The 20,979-nt window shown below is 74.1% G+C and carries 19 protein-coding genes and 2 pseudogenes; 5 read left to right on the forward strand and 16 right to left on the reverse strand.

The window, feature by feature from the left end; translation table 11 throughout:
• Window positions 1-90: 90 nt before the first annotated feature.
• Window positions 91-1,041 (forward strand): annotated as a pseudogene (locus tag ACI78Z_RS05905) (geranylgeranyl reductase family protein); the annotation flags it as partial.
• A 360-nt stretch (window positions 1,042-1,401) separates the two neighbouring features.
• Here the strand turns inward: ACI78Z_RS05905 and trhA are convergent.
• Window positions 1,402-2,148 (reverse strand): annotated as a pseudogene (gene trhA, locus ACI78Z_RS05910) (PAQR family membrane homeostasis protein TrhA); the annotation flags it as partial.
• A gap of 116 nt (window positions 2,149-2,264) precedes the next feature.
• On the opposite strand from trhA, the gene ACI78Z_RS05915 reads away from it, so the two are divergent.
• The 4 genes from ACI78Z_RS05915 to ACI78Z_RS05930 all read left to right on the forward strand — a co-directional run bounded on the left by ACI78Z_RS05915 (window position 2,265) and on the right by ACI78Z_RS05930 (window position 6,054).
• Window positions 2,265-3,044: an isoprenyl transferase gene (locus ACI78Z_RS05915; protein ID WP_457035597.1), complete on the forward strand. Its 780-nt coding sequence runs from the start codon at window positions 2,265-2,267 to the stop codon at window positions 3,042-3,044.
• Between the two features lie 13 nt (window positions 3,045-3,057).
• Window positions 3,058-4,272 carry a DUF885 domain-containing protein gene (locus ACI78Z_RS05920; protein ID WP_457035598.1) on the forward strand — a complete coding sequence of 405 codons (1,215 nt, stop codon included), beginning with the start codon at window positions 3,058-3,060 and terminating at the stop codon, window positions 4,270-4,272.
• Window positions 4,273-4,275: 3 nt separating this feature from the next.
• Complete coding sequence (locus ACI78Z_RS05925) at window positions 4,276-4,449, forward strand: hypothetical protein (protein WP_457035599.1); 174 nt, start codon at window positions 4,276-4,278, stop codon at window positions 4,447-4,449.
• A gap of 309 nt (window positions 4,450-4,758) precedes the next feature.
• Window positions 4,759-6,054 carry a PhoH family protein gene (locus tag ACI78Z_RS05930; protein WP_457035600.1) on the forward strand — a complete coding sequence of 432 codons (1,296 nt, stop codon included), beginning with the start codon at window positions 4,759-4,761 and terminating at the stop codon, window positions 6,052-6,054.
• Between the two features lie 68 nt (window positions 6,055-6,122).
• Here the strand turns inward: ACI78Z_RS05930 and ACI78Z_RS05935 are convergent, their stop codons facing one another.
• The 15 genes from ACI78Z_RS05935 to ACI78Z_RS06005 form a co-directional block, all read right to left on the reverse strand.
• Entirely contained in the window at window positions 6,123-7,094 is a 972-nt protein-coding gene (locus tag ACI78Z_RS05935) for a type IV toxin-antitoxin system AbiEi family antitoxin domain-containing protein (RefSeq protein WP_457035601.1), read from the reverse strand.
• Between the two features lie 220 nt (window positions 7,095-7,314).
• Window positions 7,315-9,360 carry a hypothetical protein gene (locus ACI78Z_RS05940; RefSeq protein ID WP_457035602.1) on the reverse strand — a complete coding sequence of 682 codons (2,046 nt, stop codon included), beginning with the start codon at window positions 9,358-9,360 and terminating at the stop codon, window positions 7,315-7,317.
• Window positions 9,341-11,374 carry a flagellar biosynthesis protein FlhA gene (flhA, locus tag ACI78Z_RS05945; RefSeq protein ID WP_457035616.1) on the reverse strand — a complete coding sequence of 678 codons (2,034 nt, stop codon included), beginning with the start codon at window positions 11,372-11,374 and terminating at the stop codon, window positions 9,341-9,343. The genes ACI78Z_RS05940 and flhA overlap by 20 nt, the downstream gene beginning before the upstream one ends.
• Window positions 11,375-11,491: 117 nt before the next feature.
• On the reverse strand, window positions 11,492-12,625 hold the full coding sequence (locus tag ACI78Z_RS05950; protein ID WP_457035603.1) for an EscU/YscU/HrcU family type III secretion system export apparatus switch protein: 1,134 nt from the start codon (window positions 12,623-12,625) through the stop codon (window positions 11,492-11,494).
• Between the two features lie 77 nt (window positions 12,626-12,702).
• The gene (gene fliR / locus ACI78Z_RS05955) at window positions 12,703-13,467 is read right to left on the reverse strand and encodes a flagellar biosynthetic protein FliR (RefSeq protein WP_457035604.1); all 765 of its coding nucleotides are present in this window, start codon (window positions 13,465-13,467) and stop codon (window positions 12,703-12,705) included.
• A gap of 5 nt (window positions 13,468-13,472) precedes the next feature.
• Window positions 13,473-13,748, reverse strand: a complete 276-nt coding sequence (gene fliQ, locus ACI78Z_RS05960) for a flagellar biosynthesis protein FliQ (protein ID WP_457035605.1) — start codon at window positions 13,746-13,748, stop codon at window positions 13,473-13,475.
• A complete protein-coding gene (gene fliP, locus ACI78Z_RS05965; protein WP_457035606.1) occupies window positions 13,745-14,581 on the reverse strand; it encodes a flagellar type III secretion system pore protein FliP in 837 nt (278 codons plus the stop codon). Before fliP ends, fliQ begins: the two co-directional genes overlap by 4 nt.
• Window positions 14,581-14,970: a flagellar biosynthetic protein FliO gene (fliO, locus tag ACI78Z_RS05970; RefSeq protein WP_457035607.1), complete on the reverse strand. Its 390-nt coding sequence runs from the start codon at window positions 14,968-14,970 to the stop codon at window positions 14,581-14,583. Before fliO ends, fliP begins: the two co-directional genes overlap by 1 nt.
• Complete coding sequence (gene fliN / locus ACI78Z_RS05975) at window positions 14,967-15,716, reverse strand: flagellar motor switch protein FliN (RefSeq protein WP_457035608.1); 750 nt, start codon at window positions 15,714-15,716, stop codon at window positions 14,967-14,969. The genes fliO and fliN overlap by 4 nt, the downstream gene beginning before the upstream one ends.
• Window positions 15,713-16,666, reverse strand: a complete 954-nt coding sequence (locus tag ACI78Z_RS05980) for a flagellar motor switch protein FliM (protein WP_457035609.1) — start codon at window positions 16,664-16,666, stop codon at window positions 15,713-15,715. Before ACI78Z_RS05980 ends, fliN begins: the two co-directional genes overlap by 4 nt.
• A gap of 120 nt (window positions 16,667-16,786) precedes the next feature.
• On the reverse strand, window positions 16,787-17,260 hold the full coding sequence (locus ACI78Z_RS05985) for a flagellar basal body-associated FliL family protein (protein WP_457035610.1): 474 nt from the start codon (window positions 17,258-17,260) through the stop codon (window positions 16,787-16,789).
• The gene (locus ACI78Z_RS05990) at window positions 17,253-18,164 is read right to left on the reverse strand and encodes a flagellar motor protein MotB (protein WP_457035611.1); all 912 of its coding nucleotides are present in this window, start codon (window positions 18,162-18,164) and stop codon (window positions 17,253-17,255) included. Before ACI78Z_RS05990 ends, ACI78Z_RS05985 begins: the two co-directional genes overlap by 8 nt.
• On the reverse strand, window positions 18,161-18,931 hold the full coding sequence (locus tag ACI78Z_RS05995) for a motility protein A (RefSeq protein WP_457035612.1): 771 nt from the start codon (window positions 18,929-18,931) through the stop codon (window positions 18,161-18,163). The genes ACI78Z_RS05990 and ACI78Z_RS05995 overlap by 4 nt, the downstream gene beginning before the upstream one ends.
• A 3-nt stretch (window positions 18,932-18,934) precedes the next feature.
• Window positions 18,935-19,219 carry a flagellar FlbD family protein gene (locus ACI78Z_RS06000; protein ID WP_457035613.1) on the reverse strand — a complete coding sequence of 95 codons (285 nt, stop codon included), beginning with the start codon at window positions 19,217-19,219 and terminating at the stop codon, window positions 18,935-18,937.
• 262 nt (window positions 19,220-19,481) lie between these two features.
• Window positions 19,482-20,708 (reverse strand): flagellar hook protein FlgE, encoded by a 1,227-nt coding sequence (locus ACI78Z_RS06005; RefSeq protein ID WP_457035614.1) that lies wholly within the window; start codon window positions 20,706-20,708, stop codon window positions 19,482-19,484.
• Between the last annotated feature and the right edge of the window lie 271 nt (window positions 20,709-20,979).

The following is a 20,979-nucleotide window of genomic DNA, read 5'->3' on the forward strand; positions in this document are numbered from 1 at the left end:
AGGAGCCGTCCCCCGCCTGTGCTGAGCTCCATCGGCTACTCGTCGGGGACCCTCCGGGCCCCACTCCTCCCAGCCAGGGACACTGGGGCCGTGCCAGCCAGCGCCGCCGTCCCGACCGACACCGACGTCCTCGTGGTCGGGGCCGGACCGGCGGGTGCGGCGGCCGCCGGGTGGGCCGCGCGCGCGGGGCACGACGTCGTCCTCGCCGACGCGGCGGTCTTCCCCCGCGACAAGACCTGCGGCGACGGGCTGACCCCGCGCGCGATCGCCGAGCTCGACCGCCTGGGCCTGGGCGACTGGGCCCGCTCGCGGGCGCGCAACCGCGGGCTGCGTGCGGCCGGCTTCGGCCGGACCTGGGAGCTGCCCTGGCCCGGCGGTGCCTTCCCCGACCACGGCAGCGCGGTGCCGCGCACGGAGCTCGACGCCCGGATCCGCGGGGTGGCGCTGACCGACGGCGCCGTCCCGTTCGAGGGGGCGCGCGCCGTCGACGTCGAGCGGGACGGCGAGCGGGTGACCGGCGTGGTGTTCGAGCTCGCCGACGAGGAGACGGTCACCGTCGGCTGCCGGCGGCTGGTCGTGGCCGACGGCGTCCGCTCACCGCTGGGCCGGGTGCTCGGCCGCGAGTGGCACCGCGACACCGCGTACGGCGTCGCCGCCCGCGGTTACGTGCGCTCCGGGCGGGCGGACGACGAGTGGATCTCCTCGCACCTGGAGCTGCGCGGCGCCGAGGGGGAGCTGCTCTCCGGCTACGGGTGGGTGTTCCCGCTGGGTGCGGAGGCCGGGCAGGTGAACATCGGCGTCGGCACGCTGGCCACCGCCCGCCGTCCGGCGGGGGTGCAGCTCAAGGCGCTGGTGGAGGTCTACGCCGACGCCCGCCGCGAGGACTGGCGGCTCGACGGGCCGGTGGAGGCCCCGGCGTCGGCGCTGCTGCCCATGGGCGGAGCGGTCTCCGGCGTGGCCGGGCGGAACTGGGCGCTGGTCGGTGACGCCGCGGGGTGCGTGAACCCGCTCAACGGCGAGGGCATCGACTACGGCCTGGAGACCGGCCGCAGCGTGGTGGAGCTCCTCGGCGAGGACGACTGGACCGCCGCCTGGCCGGCGGAGCTGCGGCGCCACTACGGCGAGGCGTTCTCCATCGCCCGCCGGCTGGCCGGGCTGCTCACCGTGCCCCGCTTCCTGCCCGCGGCCGGCCCGGTGGGCATGCGCTCGCGGTCCCTCATGACCGTGGCCCTGCGGGTGATGGGCAACCTCGTGACCGACGAGGACGGCGACCTCGTCGCCCGCGCCTGGCGCACCGCCGGCCGGCTGTCGTCCCGCGCCGACGAACGGCGACGAGTACATCGCGAAGTACACGGCGATGTAGTGGCAGATCGCGGCCACGACGGTCATCGCGTGGAAGACCTCGTGGTAGCCGAAGGTGCCGGGCCAGGGGTTGGGCCGCTTGATCGCGTAGGCCACCCCGCCGAGCGTGTACAGCACGCCGCCGACGGCCAGCAGCACCAGCGAGGTCACGCCGGCGATGTGCAGGATGTCGGTCAGGATGAAGACGGCGACCCAGCCCAGCCCGATGTACAGGGGCACGCCCACCCAGCGCGGCGCGGTCGGCCAGGTGAGCTTGAGGAACACGCCGGCCAGCGCTCCCGCCCAGACGCCCGCGAGGACCCAGTAGCCGGTCGGCTGGTCGACCGCGAGCAGGGCGAACGGCGTGTACGTGCCGGCGATGAACAGGAAGATCATCGAGTGGTCGAGCCGCTTCATCAGCTTCCAGCCGCGCGGTGACCAGCGCCGCCGGTGGTACAGCGCGCTGATCCCGAACAGGCCGCAGATGGTGGCGCAGTAGACGGTCACCGACCAGCCGGCCCGGGCGCCCAGCACCGACCCCAGCGGGATCAGCACGGCGCCGGCGACGACCGCGCCGAAGAACGAGAACAGGTGCAGCCAGCCGCGCATCCGCGGCCGGGTGTCGGGGTGGGTCCAGTCGCTGTCGCCGAAGTCCTCGGCGGTCCAGGTGCGCTCGACCCGCTCGCCCTCCTCGAGGACGGTGGCCACCGCCGGGCCGGCCGGCGCCTCGATCTGGGCGCCGTCGGCCTCGATCCGGACCGCCTCGCCCTTCCCGTGGGGGACGCTCATGCGGGCGAGGTTACGCATGCGTAGGGAGCGCGGCGACGGGAGCCGGCTGTGAGCTCCCTGGCACTCCGAGGGCCTTCGTGCAGGTCGCCGACGGGTGCGCGGGACGCCGCGGAGCGGGCCTAGTGTGACCCACCGTGGGGGTGCGGCAGTGGGCACGCGACGTCCTCACCCAGGTGTACGAGCACCGGCTCGCCCAGGCGCTGGAGGGCGCGGCGATCCCGCGGCACGTCGGGGTGATCGTCGACGGCAACCGGCGGTGGGCGCGCGCCATCGGCCTGGAGGACCCCAACGCCGGCCACCGCCGTGGCGCGGACAAGATCGCGAGCTTCCTCGGCTGGTGCGACGAGGCCGGCGTCGAGGTGGTCACGCTGTTCCTGCTCTCCACCGACAACCTGTCCCGTCCCGAGCCCGAGCTGCTGCCGCTGCTGCGGATCATCGAGGGCGTCGCCGAGGACCTCGCCGCCCCCGACCGGCGCTGGCAGCTGCACCCGGTGGGAGCCCTCGAGCTGCTGCCCGCCGAGACGGTCGCCGTCCTCAAGCAGGCCGAGGAGGACACCCTCGACCGGCCGGGCGCGACGGTCAACCTCGCCGTCGGCTACGGCGGACGGCGGGAGATCGCCGACGCCGTCCGCTCGCTGCTGGCCGAGCACGCCGCGCGGGGGACGACGATGGACGAGCTGGTCGGCGTCCTCGACGTCGAGCACATCGCCGAGCACCTCTACACCCGCGGCCAGCCCGACCCCGACCTGGTGATCCGCACCAGCGGCGAGCAGCGGCTCTCGGGGTTCCTGCTCTGGCAGACCGCCCACTCGGAGTTCCACTTCACCGACGTCTACTGGCCCGACTTCCGCCGCGTCGACTTCCTGCGGGCGCTGCGCGCCTACGCCGCCCGGCACCGGCGCTTCGGCGGCTGAGAAACTGCTGGTCATGGCGCCCTCGCTCGACGTCCCCCTGGAGTACGTGCGGCTGGGGCTGCGCTTCGACCGGCTGGAGTCCGGCTTCGTCGACGCCTACACCGGCGACAAGCGGATCCGCGCGGCGGTGGAGGACGAGCCGGCGCCCACCCCGTCCGGCCTGCGCGACCGGGCCCGCGCGCTGCTGGGGGAGCTGGCGTCCTCCGACCTGCCGGCCGACCGCGCCGGCTTCCTCCGCGGGCAGCTCACCGCCCTGGAGTGCACGGCCCGCAAGATGGCCGGCGAGCCGGTGCCCTTCCTCGACGAGGTGCGCAGCTACTTCCAGGTCGACCTGACCCTCGGCGACCCGGCGACCTACGCCGCCGCGCACGCCGAACTCGACGTCCTGCTGCCCGGCAGCGGCCCGCTGGCCGACCGCTACGCCGCCCACCGGCGCCGCGAGGAGTGCCCGCCCGAGCGGCTGGCCGAGGCGGTGCACGCGCTGTCCAGCGCGCTGCGCGACCGGGTGCGCGCCGACTACGGGCTGCCCGAGGTCGAGACGGTGCGCTACGAGGTGGTCACCGACCAGCCGTGGTCGGGCTTCAACTACTACGAGGGCGACTACCGCTCGCGCGTCGCGATCAACGCCGACCTGCCGCACCGGCTGGGCCAGCTGCCGCACCTCGTCGCGCACGAGGCCTACCCGGGGCACCACACCGAGCACTGCCGCAAGGAGCTGGGCCTGGTCGAGCGCGGTGCCCGGCTCGAGCACACCGTCTTCCTGGTCAACACCCCCGAGTGCCTCATGGCCGAGGGGCTGGCCGACCTGGGCGTGCAGGCCGCGATCGGCGAGGGCTGGGGTCCGTGGGCGGCGGAGGTGCTCGGCGATCTCGGGCTGCACTTCGACGGGCACCTCGCCGAGCGGATCGCCGCGGCCGCCGCGCCGCTGAACCGGGTGCGCCAGGACGCCGCCGTCCTGCTGCACGACCGCGGCGCCGGCGCCGACGAGGCGGCCGCCTTCATCCAGCGCTGGTCGCTGGTCAGCGCCGACCGGGCCCGCCAGCAGCTGCGCTTCCTGACCCACCCGCTGTGGCGGGCCTACACCACCACCTACGTCGAGGGCTTCGACCTGCTCTCGCGGTGGCTGGACGCCCGCCCGGCCGACCAGCCGGTCGCCGACCGCTTCGTCCGCCTGCTCGACGAGCCGCTCACCCCGGCCGACGTCGCCGGCGAGCTGCGGACCGGCTGAGCAGTGGCACGGTACGGCCCGGAGGAGGCCCGGGACCTGGGCCTGTGGACGGCGGGCTGGCTGGCCGTGCTGCTGGTCGGCGGGCTGTGGTGGCTGGGCGACCTGAGGCTCCAGTGGCCGGTCCTGCTGGTGCCGCTGGTGTGGGTGCTGGTCGCCGTCCGGCCGCGCCGTCGCTGAGACGGCTGGTACCGGTGGTGCCCCGATGGGGGGACACGCCGCCTCTCCGACATGTTCCTGTCACCTCCCGGGCCTAACGTCCGCGGTGGAGGGCGAGCTCACCTCGCCGTCCACGGGAGGCCCGGTTGGTGCTGACGAACTCGTCGACCAGGGGGGCCGGCGCCCGGCTCCTCGGCCGGGGCCCGGCCACCTTCGAGCCGGGGCGCGGGCTGCGCCCCACGGGAGTCGAGCCATGACCGAGCTTGCGAGGGCATGCATGAGCACAGCACCCATGGGCACGCGTCTGCCGAGCGCCAGCGAGGTGGAGGCGTGACCACTCGCCGCACGTTCGTCCTCGACACCTCCGTCCTGCTCTCCGACCCCGGTGCGCTGCTGCGCATGGGCGCCCACGACGTGGTCCTCCCGCTCGTCGTGATCGGAGAGCTGGAGGACAAGCGCAACCACCCCGAGCTGGGCTGGTTCGCCCGGCAGGCGCTGCGGCTGCTCGACGACCTGCGGGTGCAGCACGGCCGGCTCGACGCCGCGGTGCCGGTCGGTGAGGACGGCGGCACGCTGCACGTCGAGCTCAACCACAGCGACCCGTCGGTGCTGCCGGCCGGCTTCCGCAACGACAGCAACGACAGCCGGATCATGGTCGTGGCGCTGAACCTGCGCGCCGAGGGCGCCGACGTCTGCCTCATCACCAAGGACGTGCCGCTGCGGGTCAAGGCCGCGGCGGTGGGCCTGGACACCGACGAGTACCGGGCGCTGGACGCCGTCGACGCCGGCTGGACCGGGATGGCCGAGCTCTCCCTCGACGACGCCGGGCTGGCCGCCCTCTACGACGACGGCGAGGTGTACGCGCCGGCCGCCGCGGAACTGCCCGCGCACACCGGGCTGGTGCTGCTGTCCTCCCGCGGGTCGGCGCTGGGCCGGGTGACGCCGGACAAGCACGTGCGGCTGGTGCGCGGCGACCGCGAAGCCTTCGGGCTGCACGGCCGCTCGGCGGAGCAGCGGATCGCGCTGGACCTGCTGCTGGACCCGGAGATCGGCATCGTGTCGCTGGGCGGGCGGGCCGGGACCGGCAAGTCGGCGCTGGCGCTGTGCGCGGGCCTGGAGTCGGTCATGGAGCGGCGGGCGCACTCGAAGGTCGTCGTCTTCCGGCCGCTCTACGCCGTCGGCGGCCAGGAGCTCGGGTACCTGCCCGGCAGCGAGGGCGAGAAGATGTCGCCCTGGGCGCAGGCGGTCTACGACACTCTGGGCGCGCTGGTGTCGAAGGACGTGCTCGACGAGATCGCCGGCCGTGACCTCATCGAGGTGCTGCCGCTGACCCACATCCGCGGGCGGTCGCTGCACGACTCGTTCGTGATCGTCGACGAGGCGCAGTCGCTCGAGCGCGGGGTGCTGCTGACCGTGCTGTCCCGGCTGGGCTCGGGCTCGCGGGTGGTGCTCACCCACGACGTCGCCCAGCGGGACAACCTGCGGGTCGGCCGCCACGACGGCATCGCCGCGGTGGTCGAGCAGCTCAAGGGGCACCCGCTGTTCGCCCACGTCACGCTGACCCGCTCCGAGCGCTCGCCGATCGCGGCGCTGGTCACCGAGATGCTGGAGGACCTGCCGCGCTGAGCGGGGCGCCCGCTCTTGCGGCGTTCGGCCGCCGGCACTCTCGCGCGGTTCCTCTCGTCATCGCGCTGTCACACCGGCGCGAGAGCGGAGGGAACCGCGCGAGAGTCAGCGGCCGCCCCGGGCGAAGGCCCGCAGGAGGCGATCACCCACGACGCGGGGTCGGTCCAGGTCGTCCCACGTCCAACGGGCGACCTGCCAGCGGTGGTCACGCAGCTCGTCCTCCCGCCGCTTCTCTCGAAGACGACGTCGCCCGGCTCCTCGCCCGGCTGGAGCAGTCGGCCGTACTTCACCCGGCCGTCGAACTCCCCGAGGGTGCGGTGCTCCTCCCAGCCGAAGTCACAGCGCGCCATGACGCTGCCGTCGCTGCGTCGGACCCGCACCTGCAGGTCGGGCGTGGCGAGGCCGAGTCGGTGGATCAGCACCCTGCTGCGGCCCTCGCCCACGCTCTCGCTCAGCGGGTCGGCGAAGTCGACCACTCGAGCGGCGGCCCGGATCCCGGGGACCCGGCCCATGAACGCGATGCAGTCCACCAGGTCCTCCCGGGTGGTACCGCCCGTCCGGAGGGCACGGTCGGCGATCACGACGGCGGACTCGGAGGGGGCCGAGCGAGCGACGTCCACCACGGTTCGGGTGACGCTCGTGGTGACCAGGCCGTCGACCATGGTGAGGTGCTCGTCAGGCACCCGGCTGACGTGCTGGCGCAGTCGGCTGCTGCCCGTGCCGCTCGCCGCCGGGGTACGGAGCACATGGACTCGGTCGAGCGGCACGCCCCACACGGGCAGGCCGTGCAGGACCGCGGCCGAGAGGTGGCAGACCGCCGACGGTGTGCGAAGCCCTGCGACCGTGGCGAGCACCGTGAGCCGGTGCCTCGCGGCGGCGTCGGTGGGCAGCTCCGCCGGGGAGTGCACGTAGGTGCCACGCTGCAGCCGGCGCAGCTCCCCACGGCGCACCATCCGGGCGAGCTCGGCGTCGTCGTAGCCGGTCGACAACGCGTCGACCCGGCGTAGGAGGAACGGCAGGTCGGGCTCCGGAGCGGTCACCCGTCCAGCCTCGCGGCGGCATCCGGGTCTTGGGCGGTCGTGCCCGGATCTGTGGACGGCGGCCACTCCGGCGCCGTTTCCCGCGCGGTGGCGCTGATGCACCGGCGCGGAAGCTCCGGGAACGGCGCGAGAGTGGTCCGGCCGAGGCCGTCAGGGCGTCGCGGCGCCCGGATCGTCGTCGGTGGGGGCTGGGCGGGGGTGGCGGCCCAGCGCAGCGGGCTCAGGCCCCCGAGCTCTCCAGCCGCTCGCAGAGCAGGGAGGCCCAGCGGTGGGCGGTCGCCCGCGCACCGTCGAGGAGGGCCACGGGCGTGGCGGTGCGGCCCAGCACCGCGGCCGGGTCGGCGGTCAGGTCGGTGTCCTGGACCATGAGCGCGTCCACGCGGGGCAGCGCGTCCAGCCACGGGCCGACGTCCTCCGGCTTGCGGGTGGCCTCGACGACCGCCCACACGCCGACCGGTGCGAACACCGCGACCATCTGCTCCAGCCACGCGCCGCCGACGGCCCGCAGCGGGACGTCGACGGCCACGATCGTCAGCGCGCTCGACCGGTCGGCCTCCTGCTTGCGCTCGACGGCGGTGTCGATGCCGGTGATCCGGTTGCTGCGCGGGGCCAACGCGGCCAGGTCGCCGCGGGAGGCCCACTGCAGCTGCTCGCCGTCCAGCCGCAGCGAGGCCGCCAGCGCGCGGGCGGCGGCCAGGGTCTCGACGCCCGGCCCGACGACCAGCAGCACCTCACCGGCGCCGGTCGGCAGCGCGGGGGCGGCCGGCAGACCGGCGGCCAGCGCGCGGGTCAGCGCGGCGTAGGCACCCAGCCGCGCCACCTCGGCGGCGAAGTCCGCGCCGAGCAGCCGCTCGGGCACGCCGAGCTCCAGCAGCCGGCGGATGAGGGCGTCCTCGGCCGCGCCGGGCCGCGGGGCGCCGGTCCCGCCGGACGTCGACCGGCCACGGACCGAGGGCACGACCATCGGCGCCGAGCGGCGCCAGGCGGCGGCGCGCTTGTCGACCGGCAGCCGGGTCACGGTGGCCAGGCGGGCCTCCGCGGACGGCGGAGCCAGGCGGGCGACCGACTGGCCCGGGTCGCGGCCGATCGCCGGCGGCACCGGCGGGCGGCCCAGCAGCGGCGGCACCGCCAGCGCGGTGCCCGGCGCCGGCGGCGGCAGCAGCGACAGCGGCGGCAGGATCGTCGTGGCGTCGGCGGGCAGCGGCGCGGGGTCGCTGGCGGTCGGGGCCAGGACGTCGGCCTCCACCTCCCACTCGTCGGCCTCGGCGGTCGCGTCGACCCACACCGGGATCTCGGCGGTGTGCGCCTCGTCCCATGCGTCGTCGGCCTGGCGGGCGTCGTCCTCGGGCTGCGAGGAGCCGGCGAGCACGCCGCGAAGCAGCTGGGTGAGCGCCGCGTCGGAGGTGTCGTGCGCCAGGGCGGCACGCAGCACCTCGGCGATCGCCTCCTCGCGGGAGGTGATCGGCCCGGTGCTGAAGTCGGGCTCGTGCACCCACTCGGGCACGGGGTCCGGCTCCGGCTCCGGCTCCGGCGCGGGGGCGGGCGCCGGGGGGACGACGGCGGCGGCGGGCGGCGGCGTGGGCGCCGGGCCCCAGAGGATGTCGAGCCCCGCGTCCGGGCCGTCGGGCTCGACGGCCACCGCGGGCGCGGCGGCGGGTGCGGGCGGAGCAGCCGGAGCCGCGGCCGGGGCGGGCGCGGCGGCCGCGACGGCGGCGATCGCCTCGTCCACGGCCTCGCGAACGTCGACGTCCAGGGCCACCATCTGCGCCAGCGCGGCGGTGAACGGCGACGGCGGCAGCGCGGCGTCGTCCACCCCGGGGGCGGCCGGAGCCGGGGCCGGAGCCGGCGCCGCAGCGGGAGGCGGCGCCGCAGCGGGAGCCGGGGCCTTGCGGAAGCCCTTCGCCGCGGCCGGGCGGGAGGTGCGCGGCGCGGAGGTCCGGGAGTACAGCCCCACGGCGGGCTGGCCGGCGCCGCCGCCGAGCAGGTCGGCCACCTCGTCGACCGGGTCGGGCAGCACCGGGTCGCGGCGCAGCGCGGCCTCGATGCGGGCCATCGACTCCGCCTTCGACGCCGGGCGGCGCTCCACGACCGGCGGCGGCGTGGCCTCCTCGACCTCGGCGACGAAGCGCTCGGTGGTGAAGAAGCCCATCACCCCGCCGGTGCGGACGCGGCGGATGCCGACGATCCGGACGGAGGAGCCGTACTGCTCCCGCGCGGCGGCGATGGCGCCCTCGCGGGTCGCGGCCTCAACGGACGGCAACGGCACCGTTCACCACTCCCAGTGACTCGATCTGGGCCGTCCGGGAGACCTCCGTGTAGGAGATCACCGGCAGGCGGGGGAGGACCTGACGCATCAGGCGGGACAGGGCGGCGCGCACCTGCGGCGAGCACACCAGCACGGGGGCCAGGCCCAGCTGCTCGGCGTCGGCCAGCAGCCCGCTGCAGCCGTTGACCAGCGCGTCGACGGTGCCGGCGTCCAGCGCGAGGACCTGACCGGCCTCGCTCTGCCGCACCGCCTCGAGCAGGCGCTGCTCGAACGCCGGGTCGAGGGTCATGACGTGCAGCCGCTCGTCGGGCGTGACGTAGGGGTGGCTGATCGCCGACCCGAGCGCCGACCGGGCGGCCTCGACCAGGCCGTCGACGTCGGTGGACACCTTCGCCCGCACCGAGAGCGCCTCGAAGATGCGCACCAGGTCGCGGATGGAGACGTTCTCCTCCAGCAGCCCGTGCAGCACCCGCTGGATCTCGCCGAGCGTGAGCAGCGTCGGGGTGAGCTCCTCGACGACGACCGGGTGCGTCCGCTTGACCATCTCGACCAGCAGCCGGACGTCCTCCCGGCCCAGCAGGTCGGCGGCGTTCTGCCGGACGACCTCGGCCAGGTGCGTGGTGATGACCGAGGACCGGTCGACGACGGTGGCGCCGGCCATCTCCGCCTGCCGCTGCAGCTCGACCGGCACCCACTTCGCGGGCAGCCCGAACACCGGCTCGCGGGTGGCCCGGCCGGGGAGCCCGTCCAGCATGTCGCCGATCGCCAGGACCGTGCCGGCCGGCGAGGTGCCCTTGGCCGCGGGGACACCGTTGAGCCAGATGACGTACTGCGAGGCCGGCAGGTCCAGGTTGTCGCGGGTGCGCACCAGCGGGATGACCAGGCCGGTCTCCATCGCGACCTTCCGGCGCAGCGCCTTGACCCGGTCCAGCAGGTCGCCGCCCCGGGAGGCGTCCACCAGGTCGACCAGGTCGAAGGCCACCTCGAGCTCCAGCGGGTCGACCCGCATCTTCTCGGCGATCGCCTCGGGGGAGTCGGGCTTCGGCTCGTCGTCCGCCGTGGCCTGCGGGTCGGCGTCCTCGTCGACCTCGGGGGTCTCCTGCATGCGCGCGGCCATGAGCAGGAAGAGCCCGCCGATGACCAGGAACGGCAGCTTGGGCAGGCCGGGGATCAGGCACAGCGCCAGCGCGGCGCCGCCGGCGATCCGCACCGGCTGCTTGAAGCGGCCGAGCTGGGCGATCAGGTCCGAGCCCATGTCCCCGTCGGAGGCCGAGCGGGTGACGATGATGCCGGTCGCGGTGGACAGCAGCAGCGCGGGGATCTGGGAGACCAGGCCGTCGCCGACGGTCAGCAGCGAGTAGGTCGAGACGGCGTCGCCGGGGGCCATGCCCAGCTGCATGACGCCGATCGCCATCCCGCCGATCAGGTTGATCAGCGTGATGATGATGGCCGCGATGGCGTCGCCCTTGACGAACTTCGAGGCACCGTCCATCGAGCCGTAGAAGTCGGCCTCGGCGGTGACCTCGGTGCGCCGCCTGCGGGCCTGCTTCTCGTTGATCAGCCCGGCGTTGAGGTCGGCGTCGATGGCCATCTGCTTGCCGGGCATCGCGTCGAGGGTGAAGCGGGCGCCGACCTCGGCGACGCGGCCGGCACCGTTGGTGATGACGACGAACTGGATGATCGTCAGGATCACGAAGATCACCAGACCGACGACCAGCGAGCCGCCGATCACGAAGTGCCCGAAGGCCTCGATGACCTTGCCGGCGTAGCCGTCGGTCAGCACCAGCCGCGTCGAGGAGACGTTGAGCGCCAGCCGGAACAGCGTCGCGATGAGGATCAGCGACGGGAAGACGGCGAAGTCCAGCGGCCGCCTGATCTGCATCGCGACCAGCAGGATGAGCAGCGAGGCGGTGACGTTCAGCCCCAGGAGCAGGTCCAGCACCGCGGCGGGCAGCGGCACGACCAGCATGAGGACGATGGCCACCACGCCGATCGGGACGGCGGCCTTCGACATTCCTCGCACGGACGACTCATCGGCAGCGCGGTCCGGCCGGGGCACCGCCGCCCGCCCCAGCCGCCACGCCCGTCCCAGCCGCCCCGTCGGCGGCGGCCCTGCGAGCCGCCGCGCGCGTCAGCGGCGGCGCCCGGCCCTCGGCAGACCCTCGACGTCCGGCGCGGAGAAGCCGGGCCGGTGGAAGCCACCGCGCACGCCGCGCGCCGACAGCTGCATGACGAAGGCCAGCACCCGCGCCACGGCGGTGAACAGCTGGGCCGGCACCTCCTGGCCGATCTCGCAGGAGGCGTGCAGCGCCCGGGCGAGCGGCACGTCCTGCACCATCGGGACGCGCGCCTCGGCCGCCCGCTCGCGCAGCTTGGCGGCGACCTCGTCGGCACCCTTGGCCACGACCCGGGGGGCGCCGCGGTCGGCCTCGTACTTGAGTGCCACGGCGACGTGGGTGGGGTTGACCAGCAGGACGTCGGCGTCGGCGACCTCGGCCATCATCCGGTTGCGCGACATCGCCATCTGGGTGGCCCGGCGCTGGGCCTTCACGTGCGGGTCGCCCTCGGAGTTCTTGTGCTCCTGCTGGATCTCGTACTTGCTCATCTTCAGCTGCTTCATCGTCTGCCTGCGGACGATGACGTAGTCGGCGACCGCGATCGCCAGGCCGGTGACCGCCACGACGCGGATCATCAGGACGGCGGAGTCGGTGAAGGTGGCGGTGACCGCCGACAGCGGCAGCGCGCCGGAGGCCGACACCAGGTGCTGGGCGCGATCGCTGGTGACGACGACGACCGTGCCCAGCGCGGCGGTCTTGATGACCGCCTTGGTCGCCTCCCAGAGCCCGTGGCCGCCGAACATCCGCTTCATCCCCGGGAAGGGGTTGAGCTTCTTCAGCGTCGGCTTCATCGGCTTGCTCGTGACGTGGACCCCGCCCTGTGCGGCGGACGCGGCCACGCCGACGACCATGAGCGCGACCGCCATCGGCAGCGCCACGGTGACGAAGGTGCTCAGGGCCTGCCCGAGCAGGGCCGTGACCGCCTCGACCTCGGGGTCCTCGACCACCACGCCGACCTGTACGAACATCGCGCCGACCTCGTCGAAGGCGTTGCGCACCAGCATCGGCAGCAGGAAGCTGGCCGCCGCGGCGCCGACCCAGGTGCCGAGCTCCTGGGTCCGCGGGATCTGGCCTTCCTGGCGCGCCTTCTTGAGCCGCTGCGGAGTGGGGTCCTCGGTCTTCTCCCCACCCGGCCCGTCCTTGGCCACGGCTCACCTCCTCCCGGTGCCGGCGGAACCGGCGGTCCGGCGCACGGGGGACGGCGCCGTCCGGTGTCCGTGCCCCATCACCCGCTCCGCAGCGAGACCATCGCCCGGACCGCGTGCTCGACCAGCGCGTCCAGGGCCGGGGGCAGCAGCGGGAAGGTCAGCCCCAGCAGCGCCATCGTCAGCATGATCTTCACCGGGAAGCCGAAGGAGAAGATGTTGAGCGCGGGCGCGGCCCGGGACAGCAGGGCGAGCGCGACGTCGGCCAGCAGCAGCACCGCGACCATCGGCCCGGCGATCTGCAGCGCGGCCAGGAACATCATCGACAGCGCGGTGATCAGGACCTGGGCCAGCTGCTCGGTGGGCACCGTCCCGCCGACCGGCAGCCCCTCGTAGGAGGTCGCGAAGCCGCGCACGACGAGCAGGTGGCCGCCGCTGGTGAACAGCAGCGTCATCGCGAGCAGGTGGTGCAGCCGGCCGACCGAGGAGCTGGTCGTCATCGACAGCGGGTCGTAGGCCGGCTGCAGCGAGAAGCCGCCGGTGAGGTCGATGAGGTCCCCGGCGTACTGGACGGCGGCGAACAGCACGTGGACGACGAAGCCGAGCGCCGCCCCGATGGCGACCTCGGTGACCGCGCCGACGACGAGGAAGCCGGTGGTCGGTTCCGGCAGGTCCGGGGCGATGCGGGTCATCAGCGCGACCGACAGGGCCAGCGCCAGGGCCCCCTTCACCGGGGCCGGGATGCCCCGGGAGTTGAACGGTGGGGCCAGCAGGACGAAGCCGGTGGCGCGGGCGGTGCCGAGCAGCAGCGCCGCCATGGTGCCCGCGGGGACCTCGAGGTCCACGGCCGCTACGTCCGGTCGAGCAGGCGGGGCAGCGAGTCGAACAGGTTCTGGGTGAAGGTGACCAGCTCGGAGAGCACCCAGTTGCCCGTGACCAGCAGCGCGATCGCGACCGCGATGACCTTCGGCACGAAGGACAGCGTCGGCTCCTGGATCTGCGTCGCCGCCTGGAACAGCGAGATGAGGAAGCCGACCAGCAGCGCGGTCAGCAGCACGGGGGCGGCGACCTTGGCGGCGACCGTCATCGTCTGGACGGCGATCTCGGTGACGTCGGCGTCACTCACCCGTAGCTCCCCACGAGCGCCGTCGTGATCAGCGCCCACCCGTCGACCACCACGAACAGCAGCAGCTTGAACGGCAGGGAGACGATCACCGGCGGCACCATCATCATGCCCATCGACATGAGCGCGGCGCTGACCAGCATGTCCAGCACCAGGAACGGGATGAAGACGACCAGCCCGATGATGAACGCGCTCTTCAGCTCGGACAGCACGAACGCCGGCACCAGCGTCGTCATGCTCACCGCGGCGGCGTCGGTCGGGGCCTCCTCGCCGGAGAGCCCGACCATCAGCGAGAGCTCGTCCTCGCGGGTGTTGTCGAGCAGGAACTCCCGCAGCGGGACGACGCCGACGTCGTAGGACTGCGACACCGTCATGGCGCCGTCGAGGTACGGCTGGACGGCGGTCTCGTTGATCTCGGAGAACACCGGGCCCATGACGAACAGCGTCAGGAACAGGGCGATGCCGGTGAGCACCGTGTTCGGCGGCGACATCTGCATGCCCAGCGCGTTCCGGGTCAGCGACAGCACCACGATGATCTTGGTGAACGAGGTGGCGAGCAGCAGCACCGCCGGCGCCACCGAGAGCACGGTGATCGCGAGGATCAGCGTGATCGAGGTGCTGGGGCTCCCGCCGCCGATCGAGATGTCCACACCGCCGTCGACGCCGGGGACCACGGGGACGGTCGGGGCCGTCGGCTCCACCGGGGCGGTGGGGGCGGCGGACGCCGGGCCGGCCAGCAGCGCGAGCACGACGCCGAGCAGCGCCGCGAGCAGCAGGACCAGCCCCACGCGCCGGGCGACCGGGACGCCCCGGACGGGAGCGGGGGAGGAGGTCATCAGCGGCGGACCGTCCGCTCCCGCAGCTGGCCGACGAACGTCGCCCACCCGTTGCGGTCGAACACCGAGCCGGCGAGCACGCCGGGTGCACCGGCCGGCGCGGGCTGCGCGGTGGCCAGCCGCCGCTCGGCGATGGCCTCCTCGACGACGTCGCCGTCCACCTCCGCGAGCAGGGTGACCTGCTCCTCGGTGGAGCCGACGACCAGCACGCGGTCGGCGATGCGGACGACGCTGACGCTGCTCGCCCGGCCCATCCGCTGCCGGGCGACCACCTCGATGAGGCCGTTGCCCTGGCCGATGCCGCGCTTCTTCGCGACCCGGGCGGCGAACCAGAGGACGCCGCCGATGAAGGCCAGCGAGAGCACCAGCCGGATCACCATCCAGGTCATGCCTGCCGGCCCTCGATCTCGGAGGCGGCGGCGTCGGTGATGATCTCGCTGATCCGCAGGCCGAAGTCCTCGTCGACGACGACGACCTCCCCGCGGGCGATGAGCGTGCCGTTGACCAGCAGGTCGGCGGGGGCGCTGGCGGCGCGGTCGAGCTCGACCACCTCGCCGGGGTGCAGCGAGAGCAGCTCGCCGACGGTCATCCGGGTGCGGCCGATCTCGACGGTGACCTCCATGGCCACGTGCCGCAGCAGGTCCAGGCTGCCGCGCTGGGTGCGCGCCCGGGGCAGCGTCACCTGCAGCGCGAAGACCGCCTCCACGGTGCCGCCGGCGGCCAGCAGCGGGACGGCGACGAACATGCCCTTGTCCCGCAGGCCGTCCATCGCGGCGTCCGGGTCCTCGGTGCGCTCGGCGTCGACGCGCACCCGGCCCAGGGTGGCCGCGGCGGCCTCGAGGGCCGGGCGCAGCGCGGTGGCGACGTCCATCGGGCCGACGGGGGAGTGGGCCAGGGCGTCGACGATCTCGGCGGAGACGACGAGGACGGCGTCGCCGCTCACCTCGCCGGACAGCCGCGCGGCGACCGCGGTGGTGGCCGTGGCCGGGGCGAGGACGGCGTCGGGGTCGCTGACCGGCGCGCCGGGGACGAGCTCGGCCGTCGCCGGCACCAGCGCCGCCGCGGCCCGGGCGGCCGAGGCCACGACGGCGATCACGGTCTCAGAGGCCTGCGAGTGCTCCACGGAGGCGGTCATGCGGTGTCCTTCTGGGCTCGGTTCTGCGGGGTGGCCGGGGTGGGGACGATGGCGGCGGCCAGCCGGCGGCGGTGGTTGCTGGCGATCGCGTAGGCGAAGGTCACCTCGTTCGTGGTGACCTCGAGCGGGGCGTCCTGCGGGTGACGCAGCAGCAGCACGTCACCGACGGCGAGGGAGAGCAGGTCCTCCGACGACACCTCGAGCGGGGTGAACCGCACGCCGACGTCCACCGGCACCTGGGTGAGCCGCTCGTTGAGCGCCTCGAACGCGCGCCGGCGCTTGGCCTGGGCCGACTCCGACAGCTGCGGGGAGGCGGCGTTGTTCAGCGGCGTCTGGAAGGAGGAGAAGGGCAGCACCAGCGAGGCCTCGCCGCTGCGGCCGCCGATCCCGATGGTGTACGAGGCCACCATCACGGTGTCCGAGCCCGCCGCCGCCTGGGCCAGCTGCGGGTTGTACTCGATCTCGCTGAGCTCGGGCTGCAGCTCCACGATGTGCGCGAAGGAGGCGGTGAACTCCTGCAGCAGGCGGCCGAGCAGGTGGTTGGTGATCGCCGTCTCCATGACGGTCAGCGGCCGGTCCGGCTGGTCGGCGGCGCCGGAGCCGCCGAGCATGTGGTCGACGGCGGCCATCGCGATGTCCAGGGGATAGGCCAGCACGCCCTTGCCGGCCAGCGGCTCGATGGTGAACGTCGCGATGAAGCACGGGTCGGGCAGCGAGGCGACGTAGTCGTCGTAGGAGTGCTGCTCGATGCCCAGCAGCTCCAGCCGGGCGCCGGCCCGCAGCATCGTCGTCAGGACGGTCGTCGTCTGCCGGGCGAACGCCTCCTGGGCGATCTGCAGCACCCGGACGTGCTCGCGGGAGAGCTTGGTCGGCCGGCGGAAGTCGTAGGTGCGGGGTTCGCCGCGGCGGCTGCGCCCGGTGGGGGCGGGTCCGTTGTCGGGGCGGGTCACGAGCGGTACATCGGCGGGGAACGCCGCCGCCCTGACCGGTGGCGCGGGGCGCTGCCGGTCAGGGCGGACGGGTGTGGCGGGTGGTGCGGGGGAGGGCCACGGGGGTGCCTCCCCGAGGGGTCACTGGGTGACGTACTCCGTGAGGTAGACGTGCATGACCATCGGGACGCCGTCCTCGGTGTAGGCCTCGACGATCTTCTGCTCGAGGGCCTCCTTGAGGGCGTCTCGGGCGCCCACCACGTCGGCCGGCTGGGCCTGCGAGTAGGTGGAGATCAGCAGGTCCAGCGCCTTGGAGCCGTCGACGCCGCCGCTGCCGTGCCCGCCGCTGGCGGCGGCCGCGGTGTACTCCAGGGTGATGCCGATCTTGAGGTAGCCGCCGCCGGCGAGGTTCACCGCGACCGGCTCCAGCGCGGTGTACCCACCGTGCTCCGGCTCCGCGGCCGCCTCGGCCTCGCCGCTGCCGGCGAACAGGAAGAAGTACGCCGCGCCGGCGACCGCGAGCAGCGCCACCAGGCCGATGAGCAGGAGCTTCTTCTTCCCGCCGCCCGTGGCCTCGTCGTCCTCGGGGGTCTCGGCCTGCTTCTTGTCAGCCATCGGTGCCTTCCTCGGTTCTGCCGGCGTCCAGGCCGGGGAGCAGTTCGTTGGCCTCGGCGGAGGCGGTGGACTGGATGACGACGTCGACGCGGCGGTTGACCCCGATCGAGGTCGGGTCCGACGGCGGGACCAGCGGGCGGGTGTCGGAGTGGCCGTTGGCGACCATCCGGGTCCCCGGGATGCCGGTGCCGGCCAGGTAGCGGACGACGGTCGTCGCGCGGTAGGCCGACAGCTCCCAGTTCGACGGCCACGCCCCGCCGGGGGTCACCGGGAGGTGGTTGGCGTGGCCCTCGACGCCGAGGGCGTTGGGCAGGTCGCGCAGCGTGGGGGCGACCGCGTCGAGGATGCTGCGGCCCTCCGGTCGCAGCACGGCCTGCTCGGCGTCGAACAGGACCTGGTCGGCGACGATGTGCACGACCAGCCCGCGCTCGTCGATCTCGTACCGGGCGGCCCCGGCGTGGCCGGCGGCGGCCAGCGCGGCCTCGATCCGGTCCCGCACCGCGGCCAGGTCCTCGTACTGCGCCTGCGCCTCGGCCGCCACCTGCTGGGCCTCGGCGAGGGCCGCCTGCGCGGCGGCGGCGCCCACCTCGGCCTGCGCGACGGTCTGCTCCGGGACGATGGCCGAGGCGATGTCGACGGCCCCGGGCAGGCCGTCGAGCACCGAGCCCTCCGGCGTCGGCCCGGGCTGAACGGTGACGGGGCCGCCGAAGCTCGCGGACAGGCCCTTGGCGAGGGCGGCGAACTTCTCCTTGTCCACCTGGCTCATCGCGAACAGCACCACGAAGAGCACGAAGAGCAGCGTCAGCATGTCCGCGTAGGACACCATCCACCGCTCGTGGTTCTCGTGCTCCTCCTCCTCGTGCTTCTTGCCGCGCCGGCGGCCGCCGTGGCCGCCGGAACTCATGCGGCCTCCCTGGCCAGCTCACTGGGCGGGATGAGGGAGGTCAGCTTGAGCCGGACGGCGCGCGGGCTGGTGCCGGCCTGGATCTCCGCGATGCCCTCGACCAGCAGCTCCATCTGCGCGGCCTGCAGCTCGCTGACCCGCAGGATCTTGGCGCCCATCGGCAGGAACCAGAAGTTCGCGGCCATGACGCCCCAGAGCGTGGCGACGAACGCCGCGGCGATCATCGGGCCCAGCGACTCGGGGTTGCTGAGGTTGGCCATCACGTTCATGAGGCCGACGATGCAGCCGACGATGCCGATGGTCGGGGCGTAGCCGCCCATCGCGTTCATGAACTTGGCGGCGACCTTGTCCTCGGCCTTCTTGGCGGCGATCTCGCTCTCCAGGACGGCGCGCAGCTCCTCCGGGTCGGTGCCGTCGATGCCCATCTGCAGGCCGCGCTTGAGGAACGGGTCCTCGATGGCCTTGACCTGCGCCTCGAGCGCGAGCAGGCCCTCCTTGCGGGCCTTCTCGGCGAGGCTGACCAGGGTCTGGATCTGCTCGGTGGCCGGCGGCACCTTGGCCGGCACGACCGCCATCTTGAACCAGGCGGGCAGCTTCTTGAGGTCGTCCATCGTCTGGCTGGACATCGCCGCGCCGAAGGTCGCGACGACGACCAGGATGATCGCCGGGAGGAAGAGCAGCGACATCGGGTCGGAGCCCTCCAGGACCATGAAGGCCAGGAGGGCGACGAGCGAGACGACGAACCCGATGAGGGTGGCGGGGTCCATCGGTCAGCGCTCCTCGCGGGCCGGGAAGGGGACGACGGAGGCGCTCGTGTCGGCCTCCGCCGCGCGGGACGGCGAGCGGTAGGTGCCGCGGTCCATCTCGTAGGCCGTGGCGAGGATGCTGGCGCGGTACTCGCGGATCTCCACGAGCACGTCCTCCACGCTCTCCGTGACGATGTACTTGGTGCCGTCGACCAGGAAGACGACGGTGTCGGGGTGCCCCTCGACCCGTTCGACGAGGTCGGGGTTGAGCGCGAACCGCTCTCCGTTCAGGCGCGTCACACGGATCACGGGGGTCCTCTGGCTCGATCGGGGAGGGATGACGGCGGCCGCTCACGCAGGCTGCCGGTCTGCAGTTGTCTTCGGCCCGCCGCGGGCCCGCCTTGAGCCGAACAGGCCGCCTCACCCCCCGGGGTGAGGGTGTGACCTGCGGGGACGCCGGGGTGCCGGGACGACGACGGCCCGGCCCTCCCACGAGGAGGGGCCGGGCCGTGGTGGCCCCGTCCAGGGCACCGCCGCGAGCGTGCGAGGGGTGAGGAGGACGGGATCCCTCTCAGCGCTTCAGGTTCACCAGGTCCTGCAGCACCTCGTCGGAGCTGGAGATCACGCGGCTGTTGGCCTGGAAGCCGCGCTGGGCGACGATCAGCCCGGTGAACTCCTCGGCCAGGTCGACGTTGGACATCTCCAGCGCGCCGGCGATGAGCGTGCCGCGGCCGCCACCGCCGGGCTCGCCGATGGCCGGCTGGCCGGAGTTGTCACCGACCCGGAAGGAGCTGTTGCCCGCCTTGGCCAGGCCACCGGGGTTGGCGAAGGTGGCCAGGGCCAGCTTGCCGATCGGCTCGCGCAGGCTGTTCGAGTAGACGCCCATGACGGTGCCGTCGCCGCTCAGCGAGATCGACTGCAGGGAGCCCATGGCGTTGCCGTCCACCCGCGCCGGGGTCAGCCCCGAGGGGCCGCCGAACTGGCGCAGGTCGGCCAGGTCGATGGTGATCTGACCGGGCCAGCTGGCGGCCATGGAGGCGTCCGGCGTGATCTGGAAGGACCGTGCGGCGGCGGGCAGCTGGCCGGTGACCGGGTCGAACACCAGCGGGCCGGCGGTGCTGGCCAGCGTGGCGTCGTTCTCGTCGCGGGCGACGACGCTCCACGTGTTGTCGCCGGTCTTGGTGAATGACAGGCTGATCTGGTGCGCCGTCCCGAGGGCGTCGTACATGGTCATCTGGGTCTGCACGCCGGTGGTCGCGGCCGCCGCGCTGGACAGGTTGCCGACGACCGCGCCGGTGTCGGTCTCGGTGGGCTGCATGACGTCCCCGAAGGGCACGGTGAGCGTGCCGATCGCGCGGTTGGTGTCCACGACGCCGTCGTCGGCCATCCACCCCTGCAGCAGGGCGCCGTCCGGGGTGACCAGGTTGCCCGCGGCGTCGTAGTTGAACGACCCGGCGCGGGTGTAGAGCTGCTCGTTGCCGGCCCGGGTGACGAAGAAGCCGTCGCCGCTGATCATGAAGTCGGTCGAGCGGCCGGTGTTCTGCGCGGCGCCCTGCTCGAAGTTGGTCGTGATGCCCGCGACCTTCACGCCGAGGCCGACCTGCGCCGGGTTGGTGCCACCGGCCTGGGCCGTCGGCGCCGAGCCGTTGCGCATGACCTGGGACAGGGTGTCCTCGAAGACGGTCGTGGAGCTCTTGTAGCCGACCGTGTTGACGTTGGCGATGTTGTTGCCGGTGACGTCGAGCTTGGTCTGGTGGGCGCGCAGACCGGCGATCGCGGAGTTCATGGAACGCAGCATGGGGAGCTCCTCAGGAGGGGGACGGCCGGGCGGGGCGGGGGGGGGGGGGGGGGGGGGGGGGGGGGGGGGGGGGGGGGGGGGGGGGGGGGGGGGGGGGGGGGGGGGGGGGGGGGGGGGGGGGGGGGGAGGCCGGGGCGAAACCCCCCCCCGGCGCCCCAGGAGTAGACGGCGTAGGTCAGGCCGGCCACCAACCCCAGGGCGATGCCCAGCACGGGCCGCGCACCGGGACCGCCGGTCGCCGCCTCCTCGCCGGCGCGGGCGACGGCCAGTG

It is taken from the genome of Geodermatophilus sp. SYSU D01176 (assembly GCF_054050015.1).

Excerpts from the sequence above, each read along its gene's own strand:
- ACI78Z_RS05920 (WP_457035598.1), top strand. The coding sequence starts at position 3,058 with ATGGCGCCCTCGCTCGACGTCCCCCTGGAGTACGTGCGGCTGGGGCTG.
- flhA (WP_457035616.1), bottom strand. The coding sequence starts at position 11,374 with ATGTCGAAGGCCGCCGTCCCGATCGGCGTGGTGGCCATCGTCCTCATG.
- fliP (WP_457035606.1), bottom strand. The coding sequence starts at position 14,581 with ATGACCTCCTCCCCCGCTCCCGTCCGGGGCGTCCCGGTCGCCCGGCGC.
- fliO (WP_457035607.1), bottom strand. The coding sequence starts at position 14,970 with ATGACCTGGATGGTGATCCGGCTGGTGCTCTCGCTGGCCTTCATCGGC.
- fliN (WP_457035608.1), bottom strand. The coding sequence starts at position 15,716 with ATGACCGCCTCCGTGGAGCACTCGCAGGCCTCTGAGACCGTGATCGCC.
- ACI78Z_RS05985 (WP_457035610.1), bottom strand. The coding sequence starts at position 17,260 with ATGGCTGACAAGAAGCAGGCCGAGACCCCCGAGGACGACGAGGCCACG.
- ACI78Z_RS05990 (WP_457035611.1), bottom strand. The coding sequence starts at position 18,164 with ATGAGTTCCGGCGGCCACGGCGGCCGCCGGCGCGGCAAGAAGCACGAG.
- ACI78Z_RS05995 (WP_457035612.1), bottom strand. The coding sequence starts at position 18,931 with ATGGACCCCGCCACCCTCATCGGGTTCGTCGTCTCGCTCGTCGCCCTC.
- ACI78Z_RS06005 (WP_457035614.1), bottom strand. The coding sequence starts at position 20,708 with ATGCTGCGTTCCATGAACTCCGCGATCGCCGGTCTGCGCGCCCACCAG.